This is a genomic window from Paenibacillus sp. 598K, assembly GCF_003851045.1.
Classification (GTDB): domain Bacteria; phylum Bacillota; class Bacilli; order Paenibacillales; family Paenibacillaceae; genus Paenibacillus_D.
Genome location: NZ_BFBX01000033.1, coordinates 24,392 through 49,479, shown reverse-complemented (window position 1 = coordinate 49,479; position 25,088 = coordinate 24,392). Strand labels below are relative to the sequence as shown.

23 protein-coding genes are annotated in these 25,088 nt (G+C 56.7%); 17 read left to right on the top strand and 6 right to left on the bottom strand.

The genetic code is table 11. The features are described from left to right. Positions 1-26: 26 nt before the first annotated feature. Positions 27-986: a glycosyltransferase family 10 domain-containing protein gene (locus PA598K_RS11945; RefSeq protein ID WP_128657182.1), complete on the bottom strand. Its 960-nt coding sequence runs from the start codon at positions 984-986 to the stop codon at positions 27-29. Here PA598K_RS11945 and PA598K_RS37870 point away from each other — a divergent pair. From PA598K_RS37870 to PA598K_RS11925, 4 genes are all read left to right on the top strand, one after another. Beyond that, positions 914-1,261 carry an FAD-dependent oxidoreductase gene (locus PA598K_RS37870; RefSeq protein WP_260405369.1) on the top strand — a complete coding sequence of 116 codons (348 nt, stop codon included), beginning with the start codon at positions 914-916 and terminating at the stop codon, positions 1,259-1,261. The two genes, PA598K_RS11945 and PA598K_RS37870, sit on opposite strands and share 73 nt — an antisense overlap. Before the next feature lie 122 nt (positions 1,262-1,383). Next, the gene (locus PA598K_RS11935; RefSeq protein ID WP_128657181.1) at positions 1,384-2,442 is read left to right on the top strand and encodes an ABC transporter substrate-binding protein; all 1,059 of its coding nucleotides are present in this window, start codon (positions 1,384-1,386) and stop codon (positions 2,440-2,442) included. Between the two features lie 197 nt (positions 2,443-2,639). Next, positions 2,640-4,058: a helix-turn-helix domain-containing protein gene (locus PA598K_RS11930; RefSeq protein WP_185601857.1), complete on the top strand. Its 1,419-nt coding sequence runs from the start codon at positions 2,640-2,642 to the stop codon at positions 4,056-4,058. Between the two features lie 146 nt (positions 4,059-4,204). Then, positions 4,205-5,836, top strand: coding sequence for an alpha-L-rhamnosidase-related protein (locus PA598K_RS11925; RefSeq protein ID WP_260405368.1), 1,632 nt, complete (start codon positions 4,205-4,207; stop codon positions 5,834-5,836). Here the strand turns inward: PA598K_RS11925 and PA598K_RS11920 are convergent. The 5 genes from PA598K_RS11920 to PA598K_RS11900 form a co-directional block, all read right to left on the bottom strand. After that, complete coding sequence (locus tag PA598K_RS11920) at positions 5,829-6,725, bottom strand: AraC family transcriptional regulator (RefSeq protein WP_128657178.1); 897 nt, start codon at positions 6,723-6,725, stop codon at positions 5,829-5,831. The two genes, PA598K_RS11925 and PA598K_RS11920, sit on opposite strands and share 8 nt — an antisense overlap. 237 nt (positions 6,726-6,962) lie before the next feature. After that, positions 6,963-7,571: a hypothetical protein gene (locus tag PA598K_RS11915; protein ID WP_128657177.1), complete on the bottom strand. Its 609-nt coding sequence runs from the start codon at positions 7,569-7,571 to the stop codon at positions 6,963-6,965. Next, positions 7,543-7,860 (bottom strand): hypothetical protein, encoded by a 318-nt coding sequence (locus tag PA598K_RS11910; RefSeq protein WP_128657176.1) that lies wholly within the window; start codon positions 7,858-7,860, stop codon positions 7,543-7,545. The genes PA598K_RS11915 and PA598K_RS11910 overlap by 29 nt, the downstream gene beginning before the upstream one ends. A 1-nt stretch (position 7,861) precedes the next feature. Next, positions 7,862-8,428, bottom strand: coding sequence for a hypothetical protein (locus PA598K_RS11905; protein ID WP_128657175.1), 567 nt, complete (start codon positions 8,426-8,428; stop codon positions 7,862-7,864). Then, positions 8,418-9,287 carry a hypothetical protein gene (locus tag PA598K_RS11900; protein WP_128657174.1) on the bottom strand — a complete coding sequence of 290 codons (870 nt, stop codon included), beginning with the start codon at positions 9,285-9,287 and terminating at the stop codon, positions 8,418-8,420. Before PA598K_RS11900 ends, PA598K_RS11905 begins: the two co-directional genes overlap by 11 nt. 191 nt (positions 9,288-9,478) lie before the next feature. Between PA598K_RS11900 and PA598K_RS11895 the strand changes: the two genes are divergently transcribed. The 13 genes from PA598K_RS11895 (at position 9,479) to PA598K_RS11835 (ending at position 25,088) form a co-directional block, all read left to right on the top strand. Next, positions 9,479-10,435: an ABC transporter permease gene (locus PA598K_RS11895; protein WP_128657173.1), complete on the top strand. Its 957-nt coding sequence runs from the start codon at positions 9,479-9,481 to the stop codon at positions 10,433-10,435. A gap of 13 nt (positions 10,436-10,448) precedes the next feature. Then, the gene (locus PA598K_RS11890; protein WP_128657172.1) at positions 10,449-11,330 is read left to right on the top strand and encodes a carbohydrate ABC transporter permease; all 882 of its coding nucleotides are present in this window, start codon (positions 10,449-10,451) and stop codon (positions 11,328-11,330) included. Positions 11,331-11,357: 27 nt separating this feature from the next. Then, entirely contained in the window at positions 11,358-12,899 is a 1,542-nt protein-coding gene (locus tag PA598K_RS11885; protein WP_128657171.1) for an extracellular solute-binding protein, read from the top strand. Positions 12,900-13,009: 110 nt separating this feature from the next. Continuing rightward, complete coding sequence (locus tag PA598K_RS11880) at positions 13,010-14,842, top strand: sensor histidine kinase (protein WP_128657170.1); 1,833 nt, start codon at positions 13,010-13,012, stop codon at positions 14,840-14,842. Beyond that, on the top strand, positions 14,839-16,434 hold the full coding sequence (locus tag PA598K_RS11875) for a response regulator (protein ID WP_128657169.1): 1,596 nt from the start codon (positions 14,839-14,841) through the stop codon (positions 16,432-16,434). The genes PA598K_RS11880 and PA598K_RS11875 overlap by 4 nt, the downstream gene beginning before the upstream one ends. Before the next feature lie 340 nt (positions 16,435-16,774). Continuing rightward, positions 16,775-17,638: a MurR/RpiR family transcriptional regulator gene (locus PA598K_RS11870; RefSeq protein ID WP_128657168.1), complete on the top strand. Its 864-nt coding sequence runs from the start codon at positions 16,775-16,777 to the stop codon at positions 17,636-17,638. Between the two features lie 244 nt (positions 17,639-17,882). Further along, on the top strand, positions 17,883-18,797 hold the full coding sequence (gene murQ, locus PA598K_RS11865) for an N-acetylmuramic acid 6-phosphate etherase (protein ID WP_128657167.1): 915 nt from the start codon (positions 17,883-17,885) through the stop codon (positions 18,795-18,797). Positions 18,798-18,859: 62 nt separating this feature from the next. Continuing rightward, a complete protein-coding gene (locus PA598K_RS11860) occupies positions 18,860-20,311 on the top strand; it encodes an ABC transporter substrate-binding protein (RefSeq protein WP_128657166.1) in 1,452 nt (483 codons plus the stop codon). Between the two features lie 89 nt (positions 20,312-20,400). Further along, positions 20,401-21,303 (top strand): carbohydrate ABC transporter permease, encoded by a 903-nt coding sequence (locus PA598K_RS11855; RefSeq protein WP_128657165.1) that lies wholly within the window; start codon positions 20,401-20,403, stop codon positions 21,301-21,303. 18 nt (positions 21,304-21,321) lie between these two features. Next, positions 21,322-22,182, top strand: a complete 861-nt coding sequence (locus PA598K_RS11850; protein ID WP_128657164.1) for a carbohydrate ABC transporter permease — start codon at positions 21,322-21,324, stop codon at positions 22,180-22,182. Between the two features lie 22 nt (positions 22,183-22,204). Further along, the gene (locus PA598K_RS11845; RefSeq protein ID WP_128657163.1) at positions 22,205-23,176 is read left to right on the top strand and encodes a GNAT family N-acetyltransferase; all 972 of its coding nucleotides are present in this window, start codon (positions 22,205-22,207) and stop codon (positions 23,174-23,176) included. Then, the gene (locus PA598K_RS11840; RefSeq protein WP_128657162.1) at positions 23,173-23,883 is read left to right on the top strand and encodes a PIG-L deacetylase family protein; all 711 of its coding nucleotides are present in this window, start codon (positions 23,173-23,175) and stop codon (positions 23,881-23,883) included. The genes PA598K_RS11845 and PA598K_RS11840 overlap by 4 nt, the downstream gene beginning before the upstream one ends. Positions 23,884-23,948: 65 nt before the next feature. After that, positions 23,949-25,088, top strand: coding sequence for an exo-beta-N-acetylmuramidase NamZ family protein (locus PA598K_RS11835; RefSeq protein ID WP_128657161.1), 1,140 nt, complete (start codon positions 23,949-23,951; stop codon positions 25,086-25,088).

Here is a 25,088-nt window from a genome sequence, read left to right as displayed (position 1 = left end):
GCACCAGACGACAAGCCGATTAAGGCCTACCGGTTTGGGTCCATTTCGAGAATCGTTTCAGCAATAGTACGGCTGAAAGCTTCAGAGGTGAATTTCGACAAATAAGCTGGACTGGCAAGGAACTGTTCGATCCGATCCAGATACGCCTCATGCTCCTCGGCAGACATGGCGCTGATATGAGCATACAAACTGTCATAATCGGGGAATTTTCTGAAGTCAATGAAGGTGTCGGAGGGGATGTAGTTCTCAATGTTTGGGGCTCCATAGTAAATCGGTACGCAAGAGGCATGAAAGCAATCGAATATTTTCTCGGTAATATATCCGTTCAATTCGCGGGCATTTTCGTAGCAGATCGAGAATTTGTAATTCCGCAGAGTTTCGCCCTTAATTCCAACGGCCCCCCGATAAGATGGGTAATCAGCTGAGCTCCAACCTCTTCCGAATAAATCAAATTCATCTGGACATCGTTGTTCAAAGAAACGAATAGCCTGTTTTCGTTCTGAGTAGAGTTCCAGAGGATGTGAGTAATATTTATCGGCGTTAATCAGAGTACAGAGTTTTTTTTGTTCAAACGGAATCCGGGGATATCGGGCATCGGATTGGGACCAATGAAATTTGACATACTTTTCATCGCCAAGCAAATCATCCATCCAAGTAAGTACTTTACCGAAGTATCGATGATTGGCTGTACTCCAATTAGGTTCATAGACAAGCGGAGGCTCAAACAGGACGAGAAGCATCTTGCGTTCAAAGGTTTCACTTGCCAAGTACTTGGTGAAATAAGAATTCTCTGCGTTTAGGATAAAAGAGGGCAAATCGTAAAATAACAAATAATCACAAAAAACAGGATCTCCTTCGGAAATTAATTTTAAATCAAATCCGTATTTTTCCAAGTTATCCGCAAGGCTTTTAAATGGCTTCTCAGACAAATTTGGATCGCGGCGATTATAGACATCATAAATGTTATGTATCAATATTTGCTTCACGATCAGTTCTCCTCTCGGCTTTACAAAGTCTCCTTCAATTTTTATGTGCCCTCAACCGAAGTTATGACACCAGACGACAAACTGTCTGTCTATCATCATCACATATCGCCTTCGGCTCGATCCGCATGGAGCCGGTGTTCATGATCCTTGGTCAGTCGGCCGCCACGGCAGCGGCGCTGGCGCTCGAAGCCGATGTGCCTGTGCAGGACGTCGATTACGGCCGACTGCGCGCGAGACTGGAGCAGGATGGCCAAATGCTCGATTGGCCGCTATAGATCACCTCTCCCAAAATGTCCAAACGGCATTAAAAAATAATCCATTGCCGAAGCTGTGCTCTCTCCCGTAAAATGAAGAATGTCAATTGATAATCATTATCAACTAAGAGGAGAGAGTAAATATGCAAGGCATTAGCAAAATGGTAGTCCAGTGGATGACGGTGTCGCTTTTGATCATCGCTTTGACGGCATGCGGCGCGTCCCCGGCTCCGTCGGAATCTTCCAAGGCGAGGGGCGAGGCGCAAGCTTCCAATGCAACCGAAGAGGCTGCTGGGACCGCCGACCCGACTGAAAAATCGATAGATACGTCTGATGAAGCAGACGGCGGCGCGCAAACGACGCTATATCGAGATGCGTCGGACCGCGAGGTGGAGATCCCGCTTCATCCGCAGCGCATTATCGCCCATTTCTATGCGCCCGAGATGGTCACGCTGGGAGCAAACATGGTCGGTACGAACTATGTGAATGCCCAGAAGGTGCTCCAGGAGCAGGAGTTGGCGGGCGTCGAGGATGTGGGCGGCGATACGTTCGTCCCTAATCTGGAGAAGGTGCTAGAGCTGGACCCCGATCTGATCATCGTGCCGGACTTCCTGGAGGAGGCGGGGCTGGAGGCGTTGTCCAAGATCGCGCCGACCGTCACAGTGGACTATAGCAGTGATGTGTTCAGTCGGATGACGGCGCTCGGAGAGATCGTCGGTATGCAGCAGCAGGCGGCGGACTGGATCGCCGACTACAAGGCGAAGGCAGAGGCAAAGCGACGCGAGCTAACAGATGTGATCGGTTCGGACGAGACGGTCTCGGCGTTTGTCGTCTATATGGACAAGCAGCTCTACGTCTACGGTCCGCAACGGTTTGGTCCGACGATGTACGATGCGCTAGGCATGCGCGCGCCCGAGGCGCTGGAGCAGCTGTTCCGGGATCAGCCAGGCGAGCTGTGGTATCAGATCTCGCAGGAGCAGCTGGCGGACTATGCCGGCGATCATCTGTTCCTTGTGACGCCGGATAACCAGGACACCTCTACCGAAGATACAAGCGAACTGATCGACAGCAAGCTCTGGAGCAACCTGCCCGCCGTCAAAAACGGCAACGCGTATATCGTCAGTAGTCGTTGGTCGTTCAACGATTCGGTCACGCTGGAGTGGCTGCTCGAGGAAATGCCGAAGAAGCTGCTCGGAGAATAACCGATGAGAGTCGATGAGGGGGACTGGAAGTGGACGCACAAGCTGTTGAGTCTGTGGGACATCCTTGGCCTGGCTTGACCTTGCTCGGGATTGAGCGACACCGCCACTCGGCGATCATCGCTGCTCGGCCTCATCCAGCGTTATGTTGGCTAAGTGAGGGAGCGGTCCGGCTAACGGTCGCTGGTCGTAGTTACCCGATGCAGGATACCGGCTGCGCGCTGTTGCCGGCGGGCGTGGACGTTGAGATAACGGCCGATGGCGATGATGGCTTGCCATTGCAGGTGTGGCTGCTCAGGTACCGCGTCAGTCCGGAGCTGGAGTCACTGCAGCGCTCGGAGCCGGTCCTGCTGCCGGGCGACTCAGGGTGGCGCGCCGATCTGGAGGAGCTGGCGGAGTCGATCGACGACGTCGATCCGCTCGGGCTGCTGCGGACGCAGAGTCGCTTCCAGTCGATGATGGTCAGGCAACTGGATTTCCTGCAGCTCCAGGAGACGAGGTCGCTGGAGGATATGCGGCAGCAGGTGGAGGACACGATCGTCTATCTACATCATGCTTATCGCCGCGATATCCGCATCGAGCAGCTGTCGGAGCAGACGAAACTCAGCCGGTGGCAATACAACCAACTGTTCAAATCGATGACCGGGGGAACGCCGCTGCAATACCTGACCGAGCTGCGGATGGACCAGGCGAAGCGGTTGCTTGCCGATCCAACCCGGCGTCTGCGCGCGGTCGCCGAGCAGGTAGGCTTCCGGGACGAATACTACTTCAGCAGGCGCTTCAAGCAGGAGGTCGGCGTATCGCCCAGCGTATACGCGCGGATGACGGCGGTGCCTTCGCTGCGCGTCTGTGCCGTCCATTCGCTAGGGGATTTGCTGGCTCTGGGTATCCGTCCGGTCGCTTCCACGCGGACGCAGATGACCTGGCTCGGCTACATGGACTGCGAGCCGCTGGATGATCCGCCCAACCCGGACCAATTGGCTGCGCTGCGCCCGGATCTGATCGTCTGTCCGAGCTATTTGCCTAAGGAGATGCATACACGGCTATCGTCGATTGCGCCTACAGTACTGCTGGACTGGCAGGATCCGATCGGGGATCGCCTGGCCAAGCTGGGCCGCCTGCTCGATCGCAGCGCCGAGGCGAAGGCGTGGTTGGGACGCTACGCACAGACTGCCGCACATGTTAGGGAAGAGGTGGCGTTGCGGGATCGTACGGCAGCGGCTTTCACCTTCCATGAGCAACGACTGTATGTGTATGGGGGCCACAACTTTGGCCATACGCTCTATTCGGGGTTGGGCCTGCAACCGCCTGAGCGACTGCACGAGCGGATGACGAGCGGCGGCTTTCCTCTGAAGTGGCGGTGTATTAAGACCGAGGAGCTGGCCGACTATGCGGCAGACTGGATGTTCCTGACCGTTGAGGATCGGGATCGCCAAGCAGCTGCCTTCCGCGCTATCACCGACAGTCGGAGCTGGCGCGAACAGTCGGCTGCTCGCCGCGGTCAGGCGAGGATCGTCGACCACCGCTGGGGGCTGTATGACGCCACGACGCTCGAGCGCCATCTCGAAGCGATGCGGACTATGATGGCCAACACCGACCCGCAGACCGCAAAAAAGTAAGATCGCCACACTTGAAGGCCGCGCAGACGTCTAGTCGAGCCGCGGCTTTTATTTTTATAATAGGAGTAAATTACAGCCTGCCCTCAAAGTCCGAAGAGGCCTTATTTGAGGGCAGGCTGATGATTACGAAAACGAGGTGTTCGCAATTGAGAGATCCAAGAGTCAGAGAGTACCTGAACCCGGTGCGGGTGGTGTGGGCGACAGAGCAAGCAGACAATGTAGAGGGGCTGCTGCGAGGACACGGGGGTCAGGCGTCCTTCCATGCGGACTCCCCGTGCGTGCTGCGCTCGGGCGGGAGCGTCCTGCTCGACTATGGCAAGGAGCTGAACGGCGGCGTCCAGATCACTTGCCTGTACATGGAGGGCGATCAGAAAAACGCCAAGCTGCGAGTCCGCTTCGGAGAGTCCGCGATGGAGGCGATGAGCGAGGTGGGCGGGCCGGGCGGCGCGACCAACGATCACGCCGTTCGGGATCAGCTCGTCGACGTCAGCTTCCTCGGCACGACGGAGATCGGCATGACCGGCTTCCGCTTCGTCCGCATCGACCTGATGGATACGAACGTCGCCGTCCAACTGAAAAGCGTGCGCGCCGTGTTTGTCTATCGGGACCTGGAGTACAAGGGCAGCTTCGCAAGCTCCGATCCGCTCCTGGACCAGATCTGGATGACGGGCGCGTACACGGTACATCTGAACATGCAGGAATACTTGTTCGACGGGGTGAAGCGGGACCGACTCGTCTGGATCGGCGACCTGCATCCCGAGACCTCGACGGTGCAGGCCGTCTTTGGGGAGCAGGAGATCGTGCCGGCCAGCCTTGATTTTATCCGCGACGACACGGCGTTGCCGGGCTGGATGAACACCTTCCCCAGCTACTCGTTATGGTGGATTATCATCCAGTACGACTGGTACCGCCAGCACGGCAACCTGGCTTATCTGCAGGAACAGACGACTTATCTACGCGGACTGCTGGCCCAGATCATCGCGGAGATCCGTGAGGACGGGACCAACGACGCGCCCAACCCGTTCCTGGATTGGCCCTCGCACGACAATCCGGCAGGCGTCCGGGCAGGGCTGCATGCGCTGTTCTATCTCGCTCTCGATCGCGGAGCGAAGCTATGCGAGATCCTGGAGCTGACGCCGGAGGTCGCAGCCTGCGAGGCGGCGCTGGCCAAGCTGCGTCTGCACCGGCCGGACCCGGCGGGCAGCAAGCAAGCGGCCGCTTTGCTCGCGCTGGCCGGTCTGATGGATGCCGCAGAGGCTAATCGCGACGTCATCGCGGTCGGCGGATCGCAGGGCGTCTCTACCTTCTACGGGTACTATATGCTGGAAGCGCGGGCCGACGCCGGGGATATTCAAGGGGCGCTGGACTGTATCCGAGAGTACTGGGGAGCGATGCTCGCGCTGGGCGCGACGACGTTCTGGGAGGACTTCGATCTGGCGTGGATGGAGGACGCTGCGCGGATCGACGAGCTGACGCCCGAGGGCAAGATCGATGTGCACGGCGCCTATGGACGGTTCTGTTATATCGGCTATCGCCATAGCCTGTGCCACGGCTGGGCATCGGGCCCGACCGCGTGGCTCAGCCGCCATGTACTGGGCGTCGAGGTGGTCGAGCCGGGCTGCGCCGTCGTCCGCATCCGTCCGCAGCTCGGCGATCTCGCATGGGTCGAAGGGACCTACCCGACGCCGCATGGCATCCTGCGTGTCCGACATGAGAAGGGCGAGGACGGGAAGATCGTCTCCGAGATATCGGCCCCTCCCGGCGTGCGGGTCATCTGAGGCCATCATCGACTCGCTTGCGATAGGCAGAGGCGGTCATCCCGGTGATCTTCTGGAACGTCTTGTTGAAGAAGCGATAGTCGGCATAGCCCACCTGCTCGGCAATGTCGGAGACCGCGCGGTCGGTCCCGGCCAACAAGCGGCAAGCCTCCTCGATCCGCAGCTGCTGCAAGTAATCGATGACGCTGCGGCCGGTCACTTGCTTGAACAGGGCAGAGTAGTAGCTCTTGCTGAGCAGCGCCTGCTGCGACAGCTCGGTCAACTGCAGCGAGGCGGAGAGATTGCCGCGCATATAGTGGATCGACTCCCGGATGAGGGACAGCTTGTACGAGTCGGGATGCGGCTGCCCGTGGTAGACGTCCTTGTAAGAGCGGTGGATCTGGATGAGCAGCTCGCATAGCTGCAGCTTGAGGACGTCCTCGTAGCCGTCCGGCTTGTCGTTGTACTCGGCCAGCATTTTGCGCAGCGTATACTCGAACTCTCGCCTCCGCTGGGCGCTCAGCGTCAGATCGGGGGCATGCTCGGCTTCCCCGGGATACAGTCCCTTGAGCAGGAACAGCTCCGTCATGCCCCGCATCGCGGGCAGCTCGATCTGCATCGCGCGCAGGAAGTCAGGGGTGAACTGGCAGTTGATGACGGTCAGCCCATCCGTATTGTGCCGATCGCGAGGGTAAAAGCAGTGGGGCGTCTCGTAATTGATAATAAACAAGTCGCCCTCCTGCACGCTCTCGGTGCGCTGACGAACCTGATGCACGCCTCGCCCCTCGCACACATAGACCAGCTCGATGAAATCATGCGTATGCATCTTCAGCTCGTCGTATCGATCATAGCGGTACGTATGGATATGGAAGGGGATCGATCCCCGGAAGAAATCGGCTGCGCGAAGCATAAGAACGCTCTCGATGGAAATCCCTCCAGAAGCTCATGAGTCGTATCAGTGGTAGTATAGCACAGGTTCGGCATAGGCCCCCACTACAAATAAGCTGAATGCGCCATCAACTGAAAGCGAGCGGAGGCGTCGTGGAGCCCGGCGTTCTGGCAGACGAAGCAATAGCAGCGGGGCGTAAGGGATCGATGGGAAAAAGAAAAGGAAAGGGAGTTTATCTTCCCTTTCCTTTTCTTTGCTTCATTTATTTCTGGAGGTTTGCGCTTTTTTTATCTCATCGATAGGTAGTTCCAGTACATCGGCTACTTGCTCTGGATCGAATCCTTTATTGAGCATTTTGAGAATAATATCTTGCGTTGCCTCATCATAACCCTCTTCTTTTCCCCATTTTTTCCATGCTGGCATTAGCTCCATGATCTGCTCACCTTCCTCTGGGTTTTGTCTTCGCAATTCCTGAAATATTATTTCATCTTCTTCTATATTGGGCTTAAAATACAAATCAGCCACCGACATGATGAGCTCCAGTCGAGCATCATCGATTTTTCTTTTTAAGCGCAGAATCATTCTTAGATATGCTATGCGAACTTCTCTTCTCTCTTTTTCATTATACCCCATTTTGACCAACAAAGCAGCAGCTACTGGATTGTCGGATTCAATGAACTGACGCCAGTCTTTGTTGCGAAGCTCGACCTTTAAGAATTGAAATTGCAGTATTGCATGTGTTGGGATGGACATAGAAAGGGTATCAACTTCATTCTTAACATCATCAGACGTAAAAATAGCAATGGGGATAATTAATTTATGTTCTTTCCGATGTCGTTCAAATAATCGACTGAAATAAATGAACATCCGTTCGTGGAAATCCACTTCTCGATACCGATTGTGGTTCAAAATGAATGAGGATATATGCATCTAACTCCGTGTACTTGGTCTCCAACAACAAGTCGAGATCTCGAGACTCCTGTCCAACGATATCAACTAAAAGCTCTTGCATGAGAAATCGGGTTTGGCGATAATCCAACAAACGATGTAATTCGGGAAAGAATAGCTCAATAAATTCCTTGAAGAAAGTTTGTAACAACTTTTTAAAGGCCTCATCATGTGGAGTTAGTTTGTTACGGAAAGTTTTTTCTAGCATTTCAATGCTCCCTTCCAGTGTACTCCCCAGCGAACGTCTTAGCCGCTTTGCGGCACAGGAACACGAGGAGGATCATCGCCAGCAGCATTAAGATGGTCAGAGGGATGATAAAACCCACTGTATCGGTCGTATTCAGGCTGTAAGGGAGTGTGAACAACAATGCCAGTTGCAGCAGGACGAACAATCGCATCCGGTTGCGGCTGGCATTGGCCAGCTCTATCTTGCCTTGCGAGCGAGCATGCCGTGTAAGGGTGCCGAAGATCGCAACGACCAGCGCCAGGAGCAGCAGCTGGTGAAGGCCGGTCAGTCCCACCCATAGCGGAGAAGGAGGGAGCGGTTGCAGCAGCAGGTTAAACTGCGGTCCGACCGGGACGAGTGAAGCCAGGCACAGTACGACAGCCGCTGGCCATGCTTTGTTGTAGCCGGGGTAGTGGCGGTCCAACTGGCGCAGGGCAGAGAGAATCAGCAAGTACCCGACAAAGTCCGGCAAAATATCGATGAAGCCGAGACGAATATCCAGGAGGACGAACAGAAATCCCCAGGACAGCTTGCGGAAATTAGTCCTCATGGCGAAAAGCCTCCATTCGTTGGGCTACCAATGCCTTAATCGCCTCTTTGCTCGCTTGCGGGGTCGACCTGAGCTGGAGATCCCAGGCCAAGCGCTCTCCGCTGGCCGTCTCCAGCGAGAGTCGTAGCGAAGACCGGTAGACGTGGAGCGACCTCTGGTCCTGACCGGGTACACGGAACGTATAGTCCAGGGAGGCTGCCTGGCCTTGCTTCAGCTTGAGCGGCAAACCGGCCTCGATCGCCTGTTCTACCCTTGTGTATTCCGGCGGGCTGCTCAGGAACTTGTAGTCGACCGCATCGCCGATCCGGTCTGCCATCGTCGTCTGTACATCCATAATACGGACATCCTCCAGCACGCGGAAGCCTTTGCGATGCTCGCCAGTGTTGCTGCTGGACCCGAATGTCGAATCGATCAAGTGGGAGACAGAGGGCGCAGCGGGCAAAAACTGAATGCTGCCTACAGGCAGCATGTCGCTGGTCCCGTCATTGAACCAGGCCTCGATCTCTGTGAACCGCTCATACGTCTGATCCGGCAGAGGTTGCTCGGGATGAGTGATCTCCACGACGGCAGATTTGAGCGCATACGGACCGTATTCCCCATGCTGCTGTTGAAACTTCGCGTACCAATACTGTTCATCTGACAAGCGGATTGCTATCAGCTCCTTGGAGGAGCTGCGATGCGTGACATAATAGAAATGGACAGGCTCCCCAGGCAACACCTGCGATTCAAAGTAGTGCTCCAGCATGACCGCTCCGTCAAATTTGTGCGCGTAATAATAGTAATAATTGCCGCCCCAGACCGCCGCGACAGCGAGGACAAGCAGCAGTATCCATGCTTTTGGTACAAGCTTACTCTTCATAGCTATTACCCCATTCCAGATGCTTCCTTAATTAACCGCCTTTACCTTATACGGCAGCAGGCGAGTGGAAGTTGCGCCTAGATGTCGCACAAGGTAAAAATACTACCGACAATGGTCATCCCGATCCTCTAACCAAAACGGGCGTCTGCCTTTAAAGTTAATTTATAAACACAACGAGAGGAGGCACCGTCATGGCTGACATAGCCGAGGTCGTGGTTGAGGCAGCGGCGACACGTCCGCAGAAGCGTAGACGCTTTCACGCGCTGCGTTCGCATTGGGACCTGTATCTGATCATGGTACCCGGGCTTTTGTACTTCGTCATCTACAAATACGTCCCGATGTGGGGCATCGTCATCGCCTTTCAGAATTACAGCGTGTTCAGCGGCATCGGCGGCAGCGACTGGGTCGGCCTGCAGCACTTCAAGACGATGTTCGCCAACAGCGACTTCTACCGCATCTTCGCCAATACGCTCCTGATCAGTATCTACAAGCTAATCTGGGGCTTCCCGGGGCCGATCATCCTGGCGATTATGCTTAATGAGATCCGCAATATGCTCTACAAGCGATCGATCCAGACGCTCGTCTATCTGCCGCACTTTCTGTCCTGGATCATCGTCGGCGGGATTATGGTCAATGTGCTGTCGCCTGCGTCGGGCGTAGTCAACCAGGTGATCACGATGCTCGGCTTCGAGCCGATCTACTTCCTAGCCGACCCCGATTGGTTCCGCAGCATCCTGGTTATCAGCGATATCTGGAAAGAGATCGGCTGGGGAGCGATCATCTATCTGGCGGCGATCGCGGGGATCGACCCACAGCTCTACGAAGCGGCGATTATGGATGGGGCCAGCAAGTTCAGGCAGATCCTCCACATCACCCTGCCGGCGATGATGGGCGTGATCGTCATCCTGTTCCTGCTCCGGCTCGGACATGTGCTGGACGTCGGCTTCGAGCAGATCTTCGTGCTGTACAATCCGCTCGTCTACGAGGTCTCGGATGTGATCGAGACGTATGTGTACCGGGTAGGCATCCAGCAGGCCAAGTTCAGCTTCACGACAGCCGTCGGATTGTTCAAGGCGGTGATCGGGCTGCTGCTGGTCATGATGGCCAATCGCGGCGCCAAGAAGCTCGGGCAGGAGGGCATATGGTAAGGGAGGCGTATCCATGAGACGAAGCAAAGGCGAGCAATTCGCCTCATTTATCAACTATGCGCTGCTCGGCGCGCTCGGCCTGCTTGCGCTGCTGCCATTTGTCCATGTGCTGGCGCAGTCGCTCAGCAGTCACGATGCGATCACGACGGGACGCGTGACACTGCTGCCGGTTGACTTTACACTGGAGTCATACCGCCGGGTGCTTAGCGAACAGGCGTTTCTGAACGCCTTCCAGATCAGCGTATTGAGGACCGTCGCCGGGACGCTCGTCAATGTGGCGCTCACCTGCCTGCTCGCGTATCCGCTGTCCAAGACGTACATCAAGGGACGTTCGACGATTATGTTCCTGATCGTCTTCACGATGATGTTCGGCGGCGGCATGATCCCGACCTTCCTGGTCGTCAAGGCGACGGGGCTGCTCAATACGTTCTGGGCGTTTATCATTCCTGGAGCGATCAGCGCATTCAACGTCATTATTATGAAAAACTTCTTCCAGAGCGTGCCCGTAGAGCTGGAGGAGTCGGCGAAGATCGACGGGGGCTCCAATCTCGGCATCCTGTTCCGGATCGTCATCCCGCTGTCGATGCCAGCGATCGCGACGATTACGCTGTTCCATGCGGTGGGCCACTGGAATTCCTTCTTTGATACCGTGCTCTACATTACGGACCGCAAGATGTATCCGCTGCAGGTATACCTGCGCGAGCTGATTATGTTCAATCAATCCAATATCGACAACAACTCCGGCTATTCCGCCAATATGGACAGCGCCCTGCTGGCGCTCGAATCGATCAAGGCGGCAGCGCTCATCGCAAGCACGGTGCCGATCCTGATCGTCTATCCGTTCCTGCAAAAGTACTTTGTCAAAGGCATCATGCTAGGCTCGGTCAAGGGCTAGACAAGAGAAAAGAGAGGGGCACATCCCATGCATAACGCAAAACGATGGAAGCAAGGAACAGGCATGTTGATGGCAGGTGCGCTGACGATACTCGCGGCCTGCTCGAACGGGGGCGGCGGGGGAGGGGCGACAGGAGGCAATCCGTCTACCGGGAAAAACGGCGAAGAGGGGATAGAGCGCAAGTCGATCCGCGTTGTCTTCAACAACTCGGGGCGCAATTTTCCTGACGGCATGGACGAGAACAACAACCCCTATATCGACTACATCCGGGACAACACCAATCTTTACATTACGATGCAGATCCCGCCGGCGGACGGCTATCAGGATGCGCTGAACGTCATCATGGCCTCCGACAATCTGCCGGATCTGATCTACTCGAGTGACTCTAGCTGGTTCGAGAACTATGTCCAGCAGAACGCGCTGCAGCCGCTCGACGAATGGATCGACAAGTATGGACCGGACTTGAAAAAAAATATTCCCGAGGACGCATGGAAGACGGTGACGATCGAGGGCAATATCTACGCCATCCCGTCGATGAATGCCGTGCCGGGCAATGAGATCATGTATGTGCGCAAGGATTGGCTCGACAAGCTGGGTCTGGAGCCGCCGCAGACGCTCGAGGAGTACCGCGAGGTGATGCGGGCCTTTGCGCAGGACGATCCCGACGGCAACGGGCAGGACGATACATACGGCTTCATCACAGGGGAGAACCTGGCGCGGATCGCGCCGATCCTGGGCGCCTTTGGCATCCAGCGCGGCATGTGGACCGAGCGGGACGGCGAGCTAGTGAACATGAGCACGCTGACGGAGATGAAGGAGGCGCTCGGCTTCCTGGCGGAGCTGCATCGCGACAAGCTGCTCGACCCGGAATGGCCGCTTAACAAGGAAGCGAACTTCACCGAGAAGATCGCCGCCGGCAAGGTGGGCCTGTTCTCCGCCTTCTGGTACGATACCCGCGGACCGATCCTGACCAACAAAAACAACGACCCGAAAGCGGAATGGCTGGCGCTGGAGTTCCCTGCGGGACCCGAGGGCAAAAAAGGAACGATGGGCTACGGTTACATCTACGGTTATAATGTCGTCCCCGTGACGAGCAAAAACCCGGACGCCGTCGTCCGGATGCTGAACTTCATGAACGGCGAGGGCTACCGGACGCTGCTGCTCGGCTTCGAGGGCGAGGTGTGGAGGGAGGAGGACGGCAAGATCGTCACGGACTTCGAAAAGCACAACGAGCATATCTACCGTCAGACGCTGGGCGGGTCGATCCGGCCGTATCAGGCGGACGAGGAGCGCGATCGTCTGGACTCGCTGGGCATGGAGTTCGATCTCAACGCCAATATCGATAAGATCGCCGATGCCGTCATTCGCGACGAATATCTGGGCATCCCGACCCCGGCGATGGGCTCCTACTCGGCCGATCTGAACAAGCTGGAGATCGAGTACTTTACGAAGATCATCGTCGGTCAGTCGCCGCTCGATGAGTTCGACAACTTCGTCCGCGAATGGAAAAGCCGGGGCGGCGACGAGATTACCCGAGAGGTAAACGAGTGGTACGCCGCGAATAAATAACGGCATAGCAACTGCAAGCAAGGCATTCATCCAATGACTGGGTGAATGAAAGGGTGGCGCTTCCGATCCGGGGCGCCACTTTGCCGCTGTCCGGACGGGAGGTGCAGAACATGAGATGGCTGCGTACGCTGCGCGAGCGGTTCAGCCGGTCGATCCAGGTCCGGCTGACCTGCTACTTTATACTGATCCTGTTGCCGCTGATCCTGTTCAGCCTGTATGCCAACAAGCAATCGCAGCGTATCCTGGAACAGGAGCTGGGAGAGCGGACGATGAGCGGGATGGACTCGGCGCTGGAGTATGTGGACCAGACGCTGCAGTCGCTCGAGCAGCTCTCGACGATGCTGGCAACCGACGGCAGCCTCACCTCCAGACTCAAGCATCGAAGCGCCGAGCTGACGCCGGAGATGCTCATCGACTTTAGTTCCGTGATGTCGTATATCTCCAATGTCAATGCGGTCAACCCGATCCTCTCCGGCGTCTCGATCTATCACGGAGGCTCGGGCAAGCTGCTCTCCAGCCGCATCGGCATGCTCGACCGTCCGCTGCATACAGTAGAGGACTGGTATGACGAATTCGTGCAGACCGGCCGTTCGATCGTCCTGTATAACCCGAGCCGTCATGAGGAAGCGCTGATGGGTTGGGCGGACCCGATCTATAATGAAGGCCAGCTGCTCCTCATGCAGCTGATGGATCTGTACAGCAGAGATAGAGGCAACAATGTGCTCATGCTGTCCTTGCCCAAGCGCACCCTGCTCAGCAACATCGCGCATCTGGCGCCCAGCCCGGCCTCCCATGTGTCGCTCTACGACGAGCAGGGCAGGCTGCTCGTCTCTAATAATGACTCGGCTCAGCCTCATCTGGATCAGGACATCCCGGCCTCCGAAGTATCGGTGGCGCAGCTCCCGGGACGCGCAGAGAAGCAGATGATGCTGCGCATCGATTCGCCTCGCAGCGGCTGGTCGCTTGTCCTGGAGCAACCGGAGCGGGAGATCTACAAGAAGTCGCGGCCGCTGCAAATTTTTACGTACTGGATCATCCTGATCAGCTGTCTGCTGGCGGTATGGATCGCCTGGCTGATCTATAGCAGCATCGCAGCGCCGATGTCGTCGCTCGTCTCCGGGATGCGGCAGCTCAGACTAGGCAATCTCGACACCCGACTTGTCCACAACCGCCAGGACGAGCTTGGGTATTTGACCGACGCGTTCAACCAGACCGCCGAACAGCAGCGTCATCTCATCCAGGATATTTATGAGCAGCAGCTCCGCCTGACCAAGACCGAGCTGAAGTTTCTGCAGTCGCAGATCAACCCGCATTTCCTCTACAACACGCTGGATTCGATCTATTGGTCGGCCAAAAACTACGACGCCGAGGAGATTAGCGAGATGGTGCTTAATCTGTCGCAGTTTTTCCGGCTCAGTCTAAGCAAGGGCAGAGAGACGTTTAAGGTAGAGGAGACCTTCACCCACCTGAACTATTATATTCGCGTGCAGCAGCTGCGATTTGTCGGCCAGTTCACGGTGAGCTTCGTGACCGATCCGCATACGGCGAACCTCTATGTGCTGAAGCTGATCCTGCAGCCCTTGGTGGAAAATGCGATCCTGCATGGACTGGAGAAGCGGAAGGGAGGCGGGCAGCTGGCGATATCGGCTCGTCTGGAGGGCGAACAGCTGCTGCTCACTGTGAGCGATAACGGCAAAGGGATGGAGGAGCAGCGGCTCCGGCTGATTCGCGAGGCGCTTGCAGCGACGGACAATGTGCCAGCAGGCGGGGCCGAGCGCAAGGATGAATTTTTTGGACTATTGAACGTGGCCTCGCGGATACGACTCTACTATGGCGACAGCGCCAGCCTGACGATTGCCAGCGAAGCAGGTAAGGGAACGACCGCTATACTGGCGCTGCCGCTGGCCAGCTGCCGCAGCGAACAGGAGGGGGAGATGGCATGAATCTGATGATCGTAGAGGACGAGATACGGATCCTCAATTCGCTCGTCCACAACATCCCGTGGGAACAGCATGGGGTAGAGGTGGTAGCGACAGCGGAGAATGGCCGCGAGGCGCTGGAGCTGCTGGAGCGGCGCAAGCCGGATATCGTGCTGCTCGATGTCGAGATGCCGGAGCTGGACGGCTTGTCGCTGGCGGAGCGGATCGCTGCCGAGTCGCCGCATATTCGGATGATCATCCTGAGCGGCCATGATGACTTCACCTTTGCCCAGCGCGCGGTAGGACTCGGCATCAAGCGCTATCTGCTAAAGCCGGCCGGCGAGGGCGAGATTCTGCAGACCGTGCTGGAGGCGGCGGCGGAGGTGCGCGCCGAGCTGGTGGAGCGTCATAATCTGGCGGATCTGCAGCACAAGTGGCGCTCCAGGCTGCCGCAGCTCCAGGAGACGTTCCTGCGGAGCTGGATGCAGGACGGCTATGACGGCTGGGAGCTGCTGCGGCATGGCGAGGAGCTGGGACTCCGACTGCCGGCAGACAGCCGCTATGCAGTTGTGGTATGCTCGATCGATCCGCTGGCCGAGGGTGAGCGTCGCTTCACTGCATCCGATATGCCGCTGCTGGCCTTCTCGCTGACGAGTATCGCCCGCGAGTTCCTGCCTGCCTCCGAGGGCTACGCGTTCTCCGGGGCCGACGGGCAAGCGGTGTTGCTGTTCGTCGGTGCGCCCGGCGAGTCGGACAACGAGCTGATGAAGCGGGTCCATATCCGGTGCGCCAGGCTGCTGCAGGTCGTCAAGGAATGTCTCAAGGTGCCTGCCAGCGCGGGCGTCGGCCGCGCGTGTCGACTCGCCGAGGCGAAGACCTCGTATCGAGAGGCGTGTCTGGCGCTCAGGGAGCGGGCGGTCTATGGGCATGAGCTGGCGATCCCCTATCTGGCGGCCAAGGATGAGCCCCCTCCGCTGCAGCTCGACGCCGCGTTCGAAAAGCAGCTGGAGATCGCGATCTACATGGATACCAAGGAGCATATGGTCGAGTTGGTCGACAACTATATGGCGCAGCTGCTGGAGCAGGCGGGCTCGTCGGATCGGGTGTACGAGCAATTGCTCGTCATTAGCAGCTGCTTCGTCCGTCTTATCCAGGGCCAAGGCTGGTCGCTACAGCGGGTGCTTGGCGACGATTATGGCTATTTCCTGTCCTTGCAATCGCTGCTCAGCAGCGAGCAGATCCGGGCATGGAGCAGACGCGTCGTCGGACATATCCGCACTTATGCCGAGGAGAGCCGGCGCACGACCAGCCACCATCTCGTGCGCCAGCTGGTCGAGACGGTCGAGGCGCAGCTGTCCGAGGATCTGGGGCTGCATACGCTGGCGGAGCAGATGTATGTCAACCCTTCCTATCTAAGCCGTCTGTTCAAGAAGGAAACAGGCACGTTATTCTCCGTCTACGTGCAGGAGCGCCGGATGGAACGGGCACGCAAGCTGCTCCAGGACGGAGCCAAGGTATTCGATGCGGCAGCGGGGGTAGGATACCGGGATATTAGCTACTTCGCCAAAGTATTCCGCAAGCATTGGGGCGCCACGCCCAGCGAGATTCGCAAATAAAACCTGTTCTTAAAATATTCATTTGCATTTTCGTGTGACTTTGAAATAAAATTACACTATGACTGCATAAGAAACTTGTCACCTTATGCGCGCTTTGATAAACAAAAATTACCAGACTGCCCTCAAAGGCCGAAGAGGCACGGGATCGTTACTGGAGAAGCGAAGATGATGCTTCCGAAGTCGCTTTCTTGCAGAAAGCGTGTAGTTCACCTTTGTCCCCGGATTTCAACCGCAAAAGCGGTTAATAATCAAGAAATCTGGGGACAACAGCGATCGGAAGATCGATCCCGTGACCGTAGGCTTCTTTTGTGGGCAGTCTGGATAAGCCAGGGAGCATGCCATGACGATAAGCGATAATCTGTTCATCCGAATCCGCGACCGCAAGGCCAGTCTGACGCCGGTGGAGCAGCGGGTAGCCGAGTATATCCTGGCCAACCGCGAGGAGATCCCGCATCTGTCGATCAAAAATCTGGCGCATGCCAGTAAAACTAGCGATGCCTCGGTGCTGCGCTTCTGCAAAACGATGGGCTATGGCGGCTATCGCAGCTTCATCGTCAGCATCTCAGCCTCGCTAAGCGCCAAGGAAGAGCCTGTGGGCGAACAATATACCGATATTCAACCGGGAGATGAGCTGGAGACGATTATCGCCAATATTGGCTATAACAATATTCAGTCTATCGAGGATACGATGCGCGTCATCGAGCATGGCGCAGTGACGCGCGCGGTGCAAGTGTTGAGGGAGAGCAAGCGGATCGTGCTGTTCGGCATCGGAGCCTCGGGGATCGTCTGTCAGGACGCCGAGCAGAAGTTCAGCCGCATCAACAAAAACTGCCGTGCCTACACCGACGGCCACGGTCAGCTGACGGCGGCTTCGCTCATGACCGAGGGCGACGTCGCGATCTTCGTCTCGAACTCCGGGGAGACGCTCGAGATCCTCGACTCGCTCGACATCGTCCGCAAGAATGGCGTCTACACTATCGCGATTACCAAGTATAACAAAAGCACGTTGTCCGAGAGCGCCGATGCCGTACTCAGCATCTCGACGCCCGAGATTACGATCCGCAGTGGGGCGATGGGCTCGCGGATAGCGATGCTGACGGTGATCGACATGCTGTTTGCAGGCGTGGCGAGTGCGGATTACGATCAGGTCAAAACGTATTTGGCCAAAAGCCATGATATTATATCCAGCAAGCGTAAAAAGTAAATCGACGTTGCAGCTTGCAGTAGGCCCCTGTCAAGGACATCCATGTTCTTGCAGGGGCTTGTTTGTGCCTGTACGGTTTCAAGGTCAATAAAACCGAACTCACACTTAACATACTATGATAGTTATTAGAATTAAAAACCGAAAATATATTGCAGACTGAAAATTTATTTCGAAATTTATTGACGAATTGGGGGTTCAGCGTTTAATATGTAGTCAGAAGTCAGAAACATAAGGGGAATACACGATGACAGATGATCTAGCCAAACTGACCACGGAGGGCAACAACTCAGGTACCCGATCCATTGACGAAAGCTCGACGGAACAGATTCTTTCGATGCTGAATGACGAAGATTCGAAGGTTCCGGCAGCAGTCGCTGCTGAAATCCCGTCCATTGCGCTTGCCGTGGAAGCGCTATCTAAATCCCTTTCATCAGGTGGTAGAATGCATTACATCGGCGCTGGAACTTCAGGGAGGTTAGGTGTGCTGGACGCTTCGGAGTGTCCGCCGACCTTTGGTGTCGACCCTCAGCTGGTGCAAGGTCATATCGCCGGTGGCGATATAGCGTTGCGCATGGCGGTCGAAGGCTGCGAGGACGACGGGGAAGCAGGCCGGGCTCTGGTCGACCAACTGGGGATTACCTCAAACGATGCGGTCGTCGGCATCTCGGCGAGCGGCACGGCTGCATTCGTCATCGAGGCGCTCCAGCGGGCCAGGGAGCTCGGCGCGGTGACGATCTCCGTCGTCAATAACCGTCACACCCGGCTCGAGCAGGTGAGCGACATCTGCATCGCCCCGGTCGTAGGGCCGGAGGCGATCGCCGGATCGACCCGGCTGAAGGCAGGCACCGCCCAGAAGCTCGTCCTCAATATGCTCACCACCTCGACGATGATCAAACTGGGCAAAACCTACAACAACCTGATGGTCGATCTAAAGGCCAGCAACAAAAAGCTCTACAACCGCTCGCTGCGCATCATCATGGCGGCTGCGGAGGTCGAGGAGCAGGTAGCGGCCCGTTATCTCAAGGAGGCCGATATGGACTGCAAGCTGGCGATCATGATGATCAAGTCCAAGCTGGGTCCGGCCGAAGCTGCAGCCGCGCTGGAAGCATGCAACGGCAATCTCAAGCAGGCTATACGCATCTGCAACCAAGCGATCTAGAGACGCTTGGTACAGATGGGCATCATACAAAAAGATCATCAATTAAGGGAGGCTTCACTCGAATGACGACGAAACGAAAAATGACCGCTATGCTGCTCGCTCTGACTTTGGCCACAGGCTCGCTGGCCGCTTGCTCGTCCGGCAATAACAATCCGCCCGCCAACAACGGCGGCACGACGAACGGTCCTGCGGAGAGTGGAGGCAGCTCCGATGCGAAGGACACGATCACAGCGCTGTTGCCGCCTGTCTCTCCTGCGTACCAAGAGAACTTCAAGCAGATGGAGGAGGAGTTCAACAAGCTGTACCCGAACCTGACGCTGAAGATCGAGCCGGCAAGCTGGGAGGATATGACCCAGAAGCTCGATACCCAGGTTAATGCGGGCAGCCCGCCGGATCTGGCATTCATCGGTTCGGACGGCATCTCCAAGTATGCTCAGATGGATATGCTGATGGATATCAAGGATCTGGTCACTCCCGAGATGGTATCCGACTTTGACGAAGCGCCGCTGGAATATATGAAGAATGGCGACGGTCTGTATGGCTTCCCGGCCTACATGGAGGTCCATGCGATCGGCGGCAACAAGCAATATATGGAGGAGGCAGGCATCGACTGGAAGAGCGTCCAGGAGAACGGCTGGACCTATGATGAGTTCCGCGAGGCGATCAAGAGCGGCACTGTACAGCAAGACGGAAACACCCGATACGGCTTCGTGTTCGCTACAGCAGGTGTAGCCTCCAAGGATTATCTGGCCATCCTGGTCAAAAATGCCGGCATGCCGTCACCATTTACCGAGGATCTGAAATATGCCTACACAAGCAAAAATTATCTGGACGTACTGAAGGCGATCCGTCAAATGATCGATGACGGCTCGATGCCCAAGGAGCTCAGCTCGGTCGATGCCGGCAAACGCTGGAACATGTTCCTGACCGGCCAGACGATGATTACGGGCAAAGGACTGGCGGTATTCGAAAACTCCGCCAACAAAAATAACGAGAAGCTCAAAGCGGGCGACGGCAGTGCCGTAGCTGACAGTATCGAAGTCGATTATATCGTGCTGCCGATGCCTTCCTTTGGCGATCATGATCCGGTATCCTACGCCGTTGTCGATGGCTATGTCGCCTTCCGCGGCAAAAAGGAGCCTACAGATGAGCATAAAGCGAATGTCGTCAAAGCTGCATACTTCCTGGCGAGCGGCAATGTCGCAGCGACAACCAATAGCGATCTGTTCGCAGCGCACATCACCAAGAGCGGGCGCGAAGCGGCGGCAAGCATCGAGTCCAATCGCAATCCGGATAACGTAGCTGCCGTAGAGCGGATGCTCGAGCATGCTGCGCCAGCGCGCCCGGATATCCCGGTAGAGCTCGGCGCCCAGGCGATCAAGGTCGAGAACGAAACGGTCATCCCGCGTCTCCAAGCGTTGCTGGCCGGGGAGATTACACCTGAGGTCATGTACGAAGACGTGAAGAAAGCTGCCATTGCCGCCTTTGGCGAAGACGGCGTCGTGCAAGACTAAGCGCCAGCGGATAGCCTGCCCTCATCCGGTAGGCTATCCAGCTTTTAACGGGTAGATTCATTCGATTCATTGAGGAAGGAGCCTGCATCATGAGCCGAGCTAACGCGCGCGCGCGCAACCGTCTGAACCGCGGCGACAGCGCATGGGCCTATGCGTTTATTATCGTTGCCCTGCTGGTCTATGCCCTGTTCACAGCGTATCCGGTGCTTAGCGCATTTATTATCAGCTTCCAGGAATACAGTCCCCGAGGCTCCACGTACATCGGCCTGGACAACTACACCTCGATTTTCCAAAGCGAGCTGTTCTGGAAATCGATCCGCAATACGATCGTCTATACGGTGCTCACCGTACCTGTCGCCCTGATCCTGTCCTTCGCTGTGGCGATTATGATCATGCCCCTCCACAAGCGGTTGCAGACGACCTTCAAAGCGATCTACTATTTGCCGGCAGTTGCTTCGGGCGTGGCGCTGGCGGTGGTCTGGCTCTGGATCTTCGATCCGATGTCGGCCGGGGTCCTGAACCGGTTTATCGGGTTGTTCGGGATCGACAGTCAGAACTGGCTGGGATCAAGCTCCACGGCGATGTTCTCGCTTGTCCTCATGTCCTGGCTCTCCAGTCACGGTACGGCGATCATCATCTATGTCGCGGCCTTGCTTGGCATCGACAGCAGTTATTATGAAGCAGCCGATATCGACGGGGCCAACTTCATCCAGAAAATGTGGCATATCGTCATCCCGTGCCTGAAGCCGACGACGTTGTTCCTGCTGGTGACGGGGGTTATCGGTTCGTTCCAGGTATTCCAGAATGCTTATCTGATGACGGGCGGCGGTCCGAATCATGCGACGACGATGGTTGGCTTGCTTATTTTCGATACGGCCTTCAAATACTTCGAATTCGGCAAGGCTGCGGCCCAATCGCTGCTGCTCGCCTTGATGATCGGCATCGTAGCGTTTTTGCAGTTCAAGTTTCTCGGCAAAGACGTGGAATATTAAGCAGAAGGAGGAATGGACTTGGCTCTCTACAATAATCATCTCGGCAACCGCACGACAAGAACGGTCCGCAATACGATTCTCATCGTCCTTCTTCTGCTGTTTGCCCTGGCGACGTTATTTCCGATCTACTTTATGCTCATCTCTTCATTTGGCGATCCGGTGGAGGCGGGCGCGGTCAGCTACTCTTTATGGCCCGGCAAGTTTACGCTGGAATCGTACAAATTTTTCTTTGCCTACAGCGAGTATTCCTACCGTTGGATCCTGAACTCTCTTTTTGTCGCTACGGTGGTGATGATATCCAATGTATTATTTGCTACTACGGCAGGATATGCCTTCTCCAAAATCAACTTTCGCGGCCGCGGTCTGCTGTTCGCCATCCTGCTGAGCTCGATGATGATCCCTTATCAGGTGACGCAGGTGCCGCTTTACATTCTGATCGTCAATATTTTCGAAATCCAGAATACGTACAAGGCGCTGATCATGCCGACACTGGTGACCGTATATAACATTTTCCTTGCGAAGCAGTTTATGAGCTCGATTCCGAAGGAGATTCTCGAGAGCGCCAAGGTGGAGGGGGCCAATCAATTCCAGACGCTGGTCCGCATTATTTTGCCATTGTCCAAGACGGTGATGGCGGTGATGGCCATTTTGACCTTTATGGAGACGTGGAATACGTTTTTCTGGCCTTTCCTGGTCACCAACTCGATGGATATGCAGACGATCCAGGTCGGACTCAAAAATTTCCGTTTCGCCAATACGACATACTTTGCTCCGATGATGGCAGGGGCGACGATCTCGGCGCTGCCGATGTTCATCCTGTTCTTCAGTCTGCAACGCTACTTCCTGGAGGGCGTGACTGTCGGAGCGGTCAAGGGCTGATGCAGCCGGGAAGGGGTCTCGCATGATAGTTACATGGGAGAATAGATATGCTGATGAGGTCATCGCGCTCTGGAATGCGCATGCGACGCGCGACGGCTATCGGGAGATGAATACCGAGCGGTTCGAGGCGATTTTCACGAAGAGCCGCTACTTTGATCCGCAGACAACATGGGTGTGGCTGGACGAGGGTCGTGTAACCGCCTTCGCTTGCGGCTGTACCGGGGATGACCTGCCGCTGGGCGATGTTGCAGGGTACCTGACCTGTATCGTGACAGCGGATGACGAGGGAGCGCCAGACCGTTATGCCGGGCTGCTGGCAGCGATGGAGGCGCGGTTCGTGTCGCTCGGCAAACGGCAGGCCGAGGTACTCTTCTTCAATCCGATGCAGCTGCCGTGGTATGTGCCGGGTACGGACCGGCATGAACATAACAACGCTCCCGGCGTACCGGTCGGAAGCGCGTTTCACGACGCTTTGCTAAAGAATGACTATGCGGAGCGAGCCATACAGTGCGCGATGTACTTGCGGCTTGGCAGCTTCGAGGTGCCGGAAGCGATTGTCGCCAAGGAGCGGAAGGCAGCCGAATCAGGATACGAGGTCGGGCTATTCGACAGGCGGCAGCATCGCGAGCCTGATGCGCTGCTGGCGGCGCTTGGCAATCCGCTCTGGCAGCAAGAGATTGCTGCCGCAGCTGCAACGGACATTCCTGTTGTCATCGCGAGTCTGCATGGCGAGCCGGTCGGATTTGCCGGGCCTGTCGTGCGCGAGCCGAGCGGACGCGGGCGGTTCGCCGGCATCGGCGTCCATCCGGAGCATGAGGGGCATGGGCTCGGATCGATCCTGTTCTCCCGTCTCTGCGAGGCGTTCCAGACGATCGGCGCCGACTATATGAGCTTGTATACCGGCAGCAACAATCCAGCGCTGCGCATCTACGAACGCGCCGGATTCCGCACGGTCAAAACATTTGCTACGATGAGGAAGGAGATAGCGAAATGACTGCTAATCGTACACCAAAGACCATCATGGGCATAGGGGCCCATGTCGGCGATGTGGAGCTTGTCGCCGGAGGCGTCATGGCGAGCCACCATCTGAAGGGCGACCGGATCTTCACGCTGGCGCTAACTGCGGGCGAGCGCGGCGTGCCGGCCGGACAGGATGTGCATGCCTATCGGGAACAGAAGGTCAGGGAGGCGCACACATTTGCAGAGATGCTCGGAGGCGCGGCGCGCGTGTTCGAGATCCCGGACGGGGAGATCCCGGACGATCAGGAGATCCGGATGCGCGTCGCCGACGTCATCCGCGAGGTAAAGCCGGATATCATTATTACGCATCACTGCAACAGCATGCATAAGGATCACGCGACGACGCACCGGATCGTCAACGATGCTCGCTACTTTGCCAGTCTGCGAGCGCTGGAGCGAGAGCTGCCCCCGCATTTTGCCGCGAAATTGTATTATGGCGAAAATTGGGAGGATGCGGTCGATTACGTGCCGTATGTGTACGTCGATTTCGACCAGCAAGCCTTCGATCTGTGGATCGAAGCGTTGTCGACGCACTGGTTCGTCACCGGGAGCACGTCCTTTAATTACATGGATTACTACAAGTCGCTGGCCCGCGTCCGCGGTCTGGAAGCTCGCAAGCAATATGCAGAGACGTTCATGGTGCCGCCAGAGACGATGAAGCTGCGCCAGGGCGAGCTGTAGTCGATGAATCGACGACAGACCACCGAGTGGTGCGAAATACGCGTGACGAGAGGGGGACATCGTCCATGATCGCCAGCGGAATCGACCGAATCTCAAGTATCGATCTTCTGTTGAAGGGGAGACGCGTCGGACTGATCACCTCGCCGACGGGACTGTCGGCGGACTTCCGGCCGACTGTGGATATCCTCCACGAGCGCTACCGGTTGGCCGCTCTGTTCTCGCCGGAGCACGGCGTGCGCGGCGATCTCGATGCGGGCGCGCTGGTAGACAGCTACACCGATGCTGCGACAGGGGTGCCTGTCTACAGCTTGTACCGCAAGGACAGCAAGCGGCTGACGGCGGATATGCTCGAAGCGGTCGATGTCGTCGTCTATGATATCCAGGATATCGGGGCCCGCTACTATACGTTTATCTATACGATGCTGTATGCGCTGGAGGATTGCGCGAGGGCCGGCAAGCCGTTTGTCGTGCTCGACCGGATCAATCCGCTGGACGGCGTGACGGTTGAGGGCAACGTGTTGAAGGACGGCTATACCTCCTTCGTCGGCAACTATCCGCTGGCGATCCGGTATGCGCTGACAGCCGGCGAGGTAGCGACGATGGCCAACGAAGAGTCCGGCTGGGGAGCCGAGCTGCACGTCGTCCGCTGCTCAGGCTGGGAGCGTACGCTCCGCTATAGCGCGACAGGCCGGGTATGGGTGCCGCCTTCGATGGGCATCCCAAGACTCGATACGGCGCTGCTCTATCCCGGCACCTGTCTCTTCGAAGGGACCAATCTGTCGGAGGGCAGAGGCACGACTGCTCCGTTCGAGATCATTGGAGCTCCGTTTGTCGATGGCGAGCGCCTGGCCCGGGCGATGAATGGACACCGGCTTCCCGGCGTGTTTTTCCGTCCGGTATCATTCAAGCCTTCGACGTCGAAGCATGCCGGAACCTTCTGCAAGGGCGTGCAGGTGCATGTACTGGATGAGGCTGCGGTCCGTCCGGTTGCGCTTGGCTTGACCTTGTTGTTTACGATACGCGAGCTGTTTGCGCCGTTTGCCTTCTTGCCGCCTGTGAGAGAGGGAGGCCGGCCGTTTATCGATCTGCTGTGCGGCGACGCGATCCTCCGCGACGAGAACGCCGACCCGCGCAGCATTATTGAGACGTGGGAGGCGGAGAGCGAGCAGTTTGCCCAACGCAAGAGCGCATACCATCTCTATTAG

What these genes read in the sequence shown, in the direction of transcription:
- PA598K_RS11885 (WP_128657171.1), top strand. Translation starts at nt 11,358, where the DNA reads ATGCATAACGCAAAACGATGGAAGCAAGGAACAGGCATGTTGATGGCA.
- PA598K_RS11915 (WP_128657177.1), bottom strand. Translation starts at nt 7,571, where the DNA reads ATGTTCATTTATTTCAGTCGATTATTTGAACGACATCGGAAAGAACAT.
- PA598K_RS11920 (WP_128657178.1), bottom strand. Translation starts at nt 6,725, where the DNA reads ATGCTTCGCGCAGCCGATTTCTTCCGGGGATCGATCCCCTTCCATATC.
- PA598K_RS11935 (WP_128657181.1), top strand. Translation starts at nt 1,384, where the DNA reads ATGCAAGGCATTAGCAAAATGGTAGTCCAGTGGATGACGGTGTCGCTT.
- PA598K_RS37870 (WP_260405369.1), top strand. Translation starts at nt 914, where the DNA reads ATGGCTTCTCAGACAAATTTGGATCGCGGCGATTATAGACATCATAAA.
- PA598K_RS11895 (WP_128657173.1), top strand. Translation starts at nt 9,479, where the DNA reads ATGGCTGACATAGCCGAGGTCGTGGTTGAGGCAGCGGCGACACGTCCG.
- PA598K_RS11930 (WP_185601857.1), top strand. Translation starts at nt 2,640, where the DNA reads ATGCAGGATACCGGCTGCGCGCTGTTGCCGGCGGGCGTGGACGTTGAG.
- PA598K_RS11855 (WP_128657165.1), top strand. Translation starts at nt 20,401, where the DNA reads ATGAGCCGAGCTAACGCGCGCGCGCGCAACCGTCTGAACCGCGGCGAC.
- PA598K_RS11890 (WP_128657172.1), top strand. Translation starts at nt 10,449, where the DNA reads ATGAGACGAAGCAAAGGCGAGCAATTCGCCTCATTTATCAACTATGCG.
- PA598K_RS11870 (WP_128657168.1), top strand. Translation starts at nt 16,775, where the DNA reads ATGACGATAAGCGATAATCTGTTCATCCGAATCCGCGACCGCAAGGCC.
- murQ (WP_128657167.1), top strand. Translation starts at nt 17,883, where the DNA reads ATGACAGATGATCTAGCCAAACTGACCACGGAGGGCAACAACTCAGGT.
- PA598K_RS11860 (WP_128657166.1), top strand. Translation starts at nt 18,860, where the DNA reads ATGACGACGAAACGAAAAATGACCGCTATGCTGCTCGCTCTGACTTTG.
- PA598K_RS11840 (WP_128657162.1), top strand. Translation starts at nt 23,173, where the DNA reads ATGACTGCTAATCGTACACCAAAGACCATCATGGGCATAGGGGCCCAT.
- PA598K_RS11900 (WP_128657174.1), bottom strand. Translation starts at nt 9,287, where the DNA reads ATGAAGAGTAAGCTTGTACCAAAAGCATGGATACTGCTGCTTGTCCTC.
- PA598K_RS11835 (WP_128657161.1), top strand. Translation starts at nt 23,949, where the DNA reads ATGATCGCCAGCGGAATCGACCGAATCTCAAGTATCGATCTTCTGTTG.
- PA598K_RS11875 (WP_128657169.1), top strand. Translation starts at nt 14,839, where the DNA reads ATGAATCTGATGATCGTAGAGGACGAGATACGGATCCTCAATTCGCTC.
- PA598K_RS11910 (WP_128657176.1), bottom strand. Translation starts at nt 7,860, where the DNA reads ATGCTAGAAAAAACTTTCCGTAACAAACTAACTCCACATGATGAGGCC.
- PA598K_RS11905 (WP_128657175.1), bottom strand. Translation starts at nt 8,428, where the DNA reads ATGAGGACTAATTTCCGCAAGCTGTCCTGGGGATTTCTGTTCGTCCTC.
- PA598K_RS11880 (WP_128657170.1), top strand. Translation starts at nt 13,010, where the DNA reads ATGAGATGGCTGCGTACGCTGCGCGAGCGGTTCAGCCGGTCGATCCAG.
- PA598K_RS11845 (WP_128657163.1), top strand. Translation starts at nt 22,205, where the DNA reads ATGATAGTTACATGGGAGAATAGATATGCTGATGAGGTCATCGCGCTC.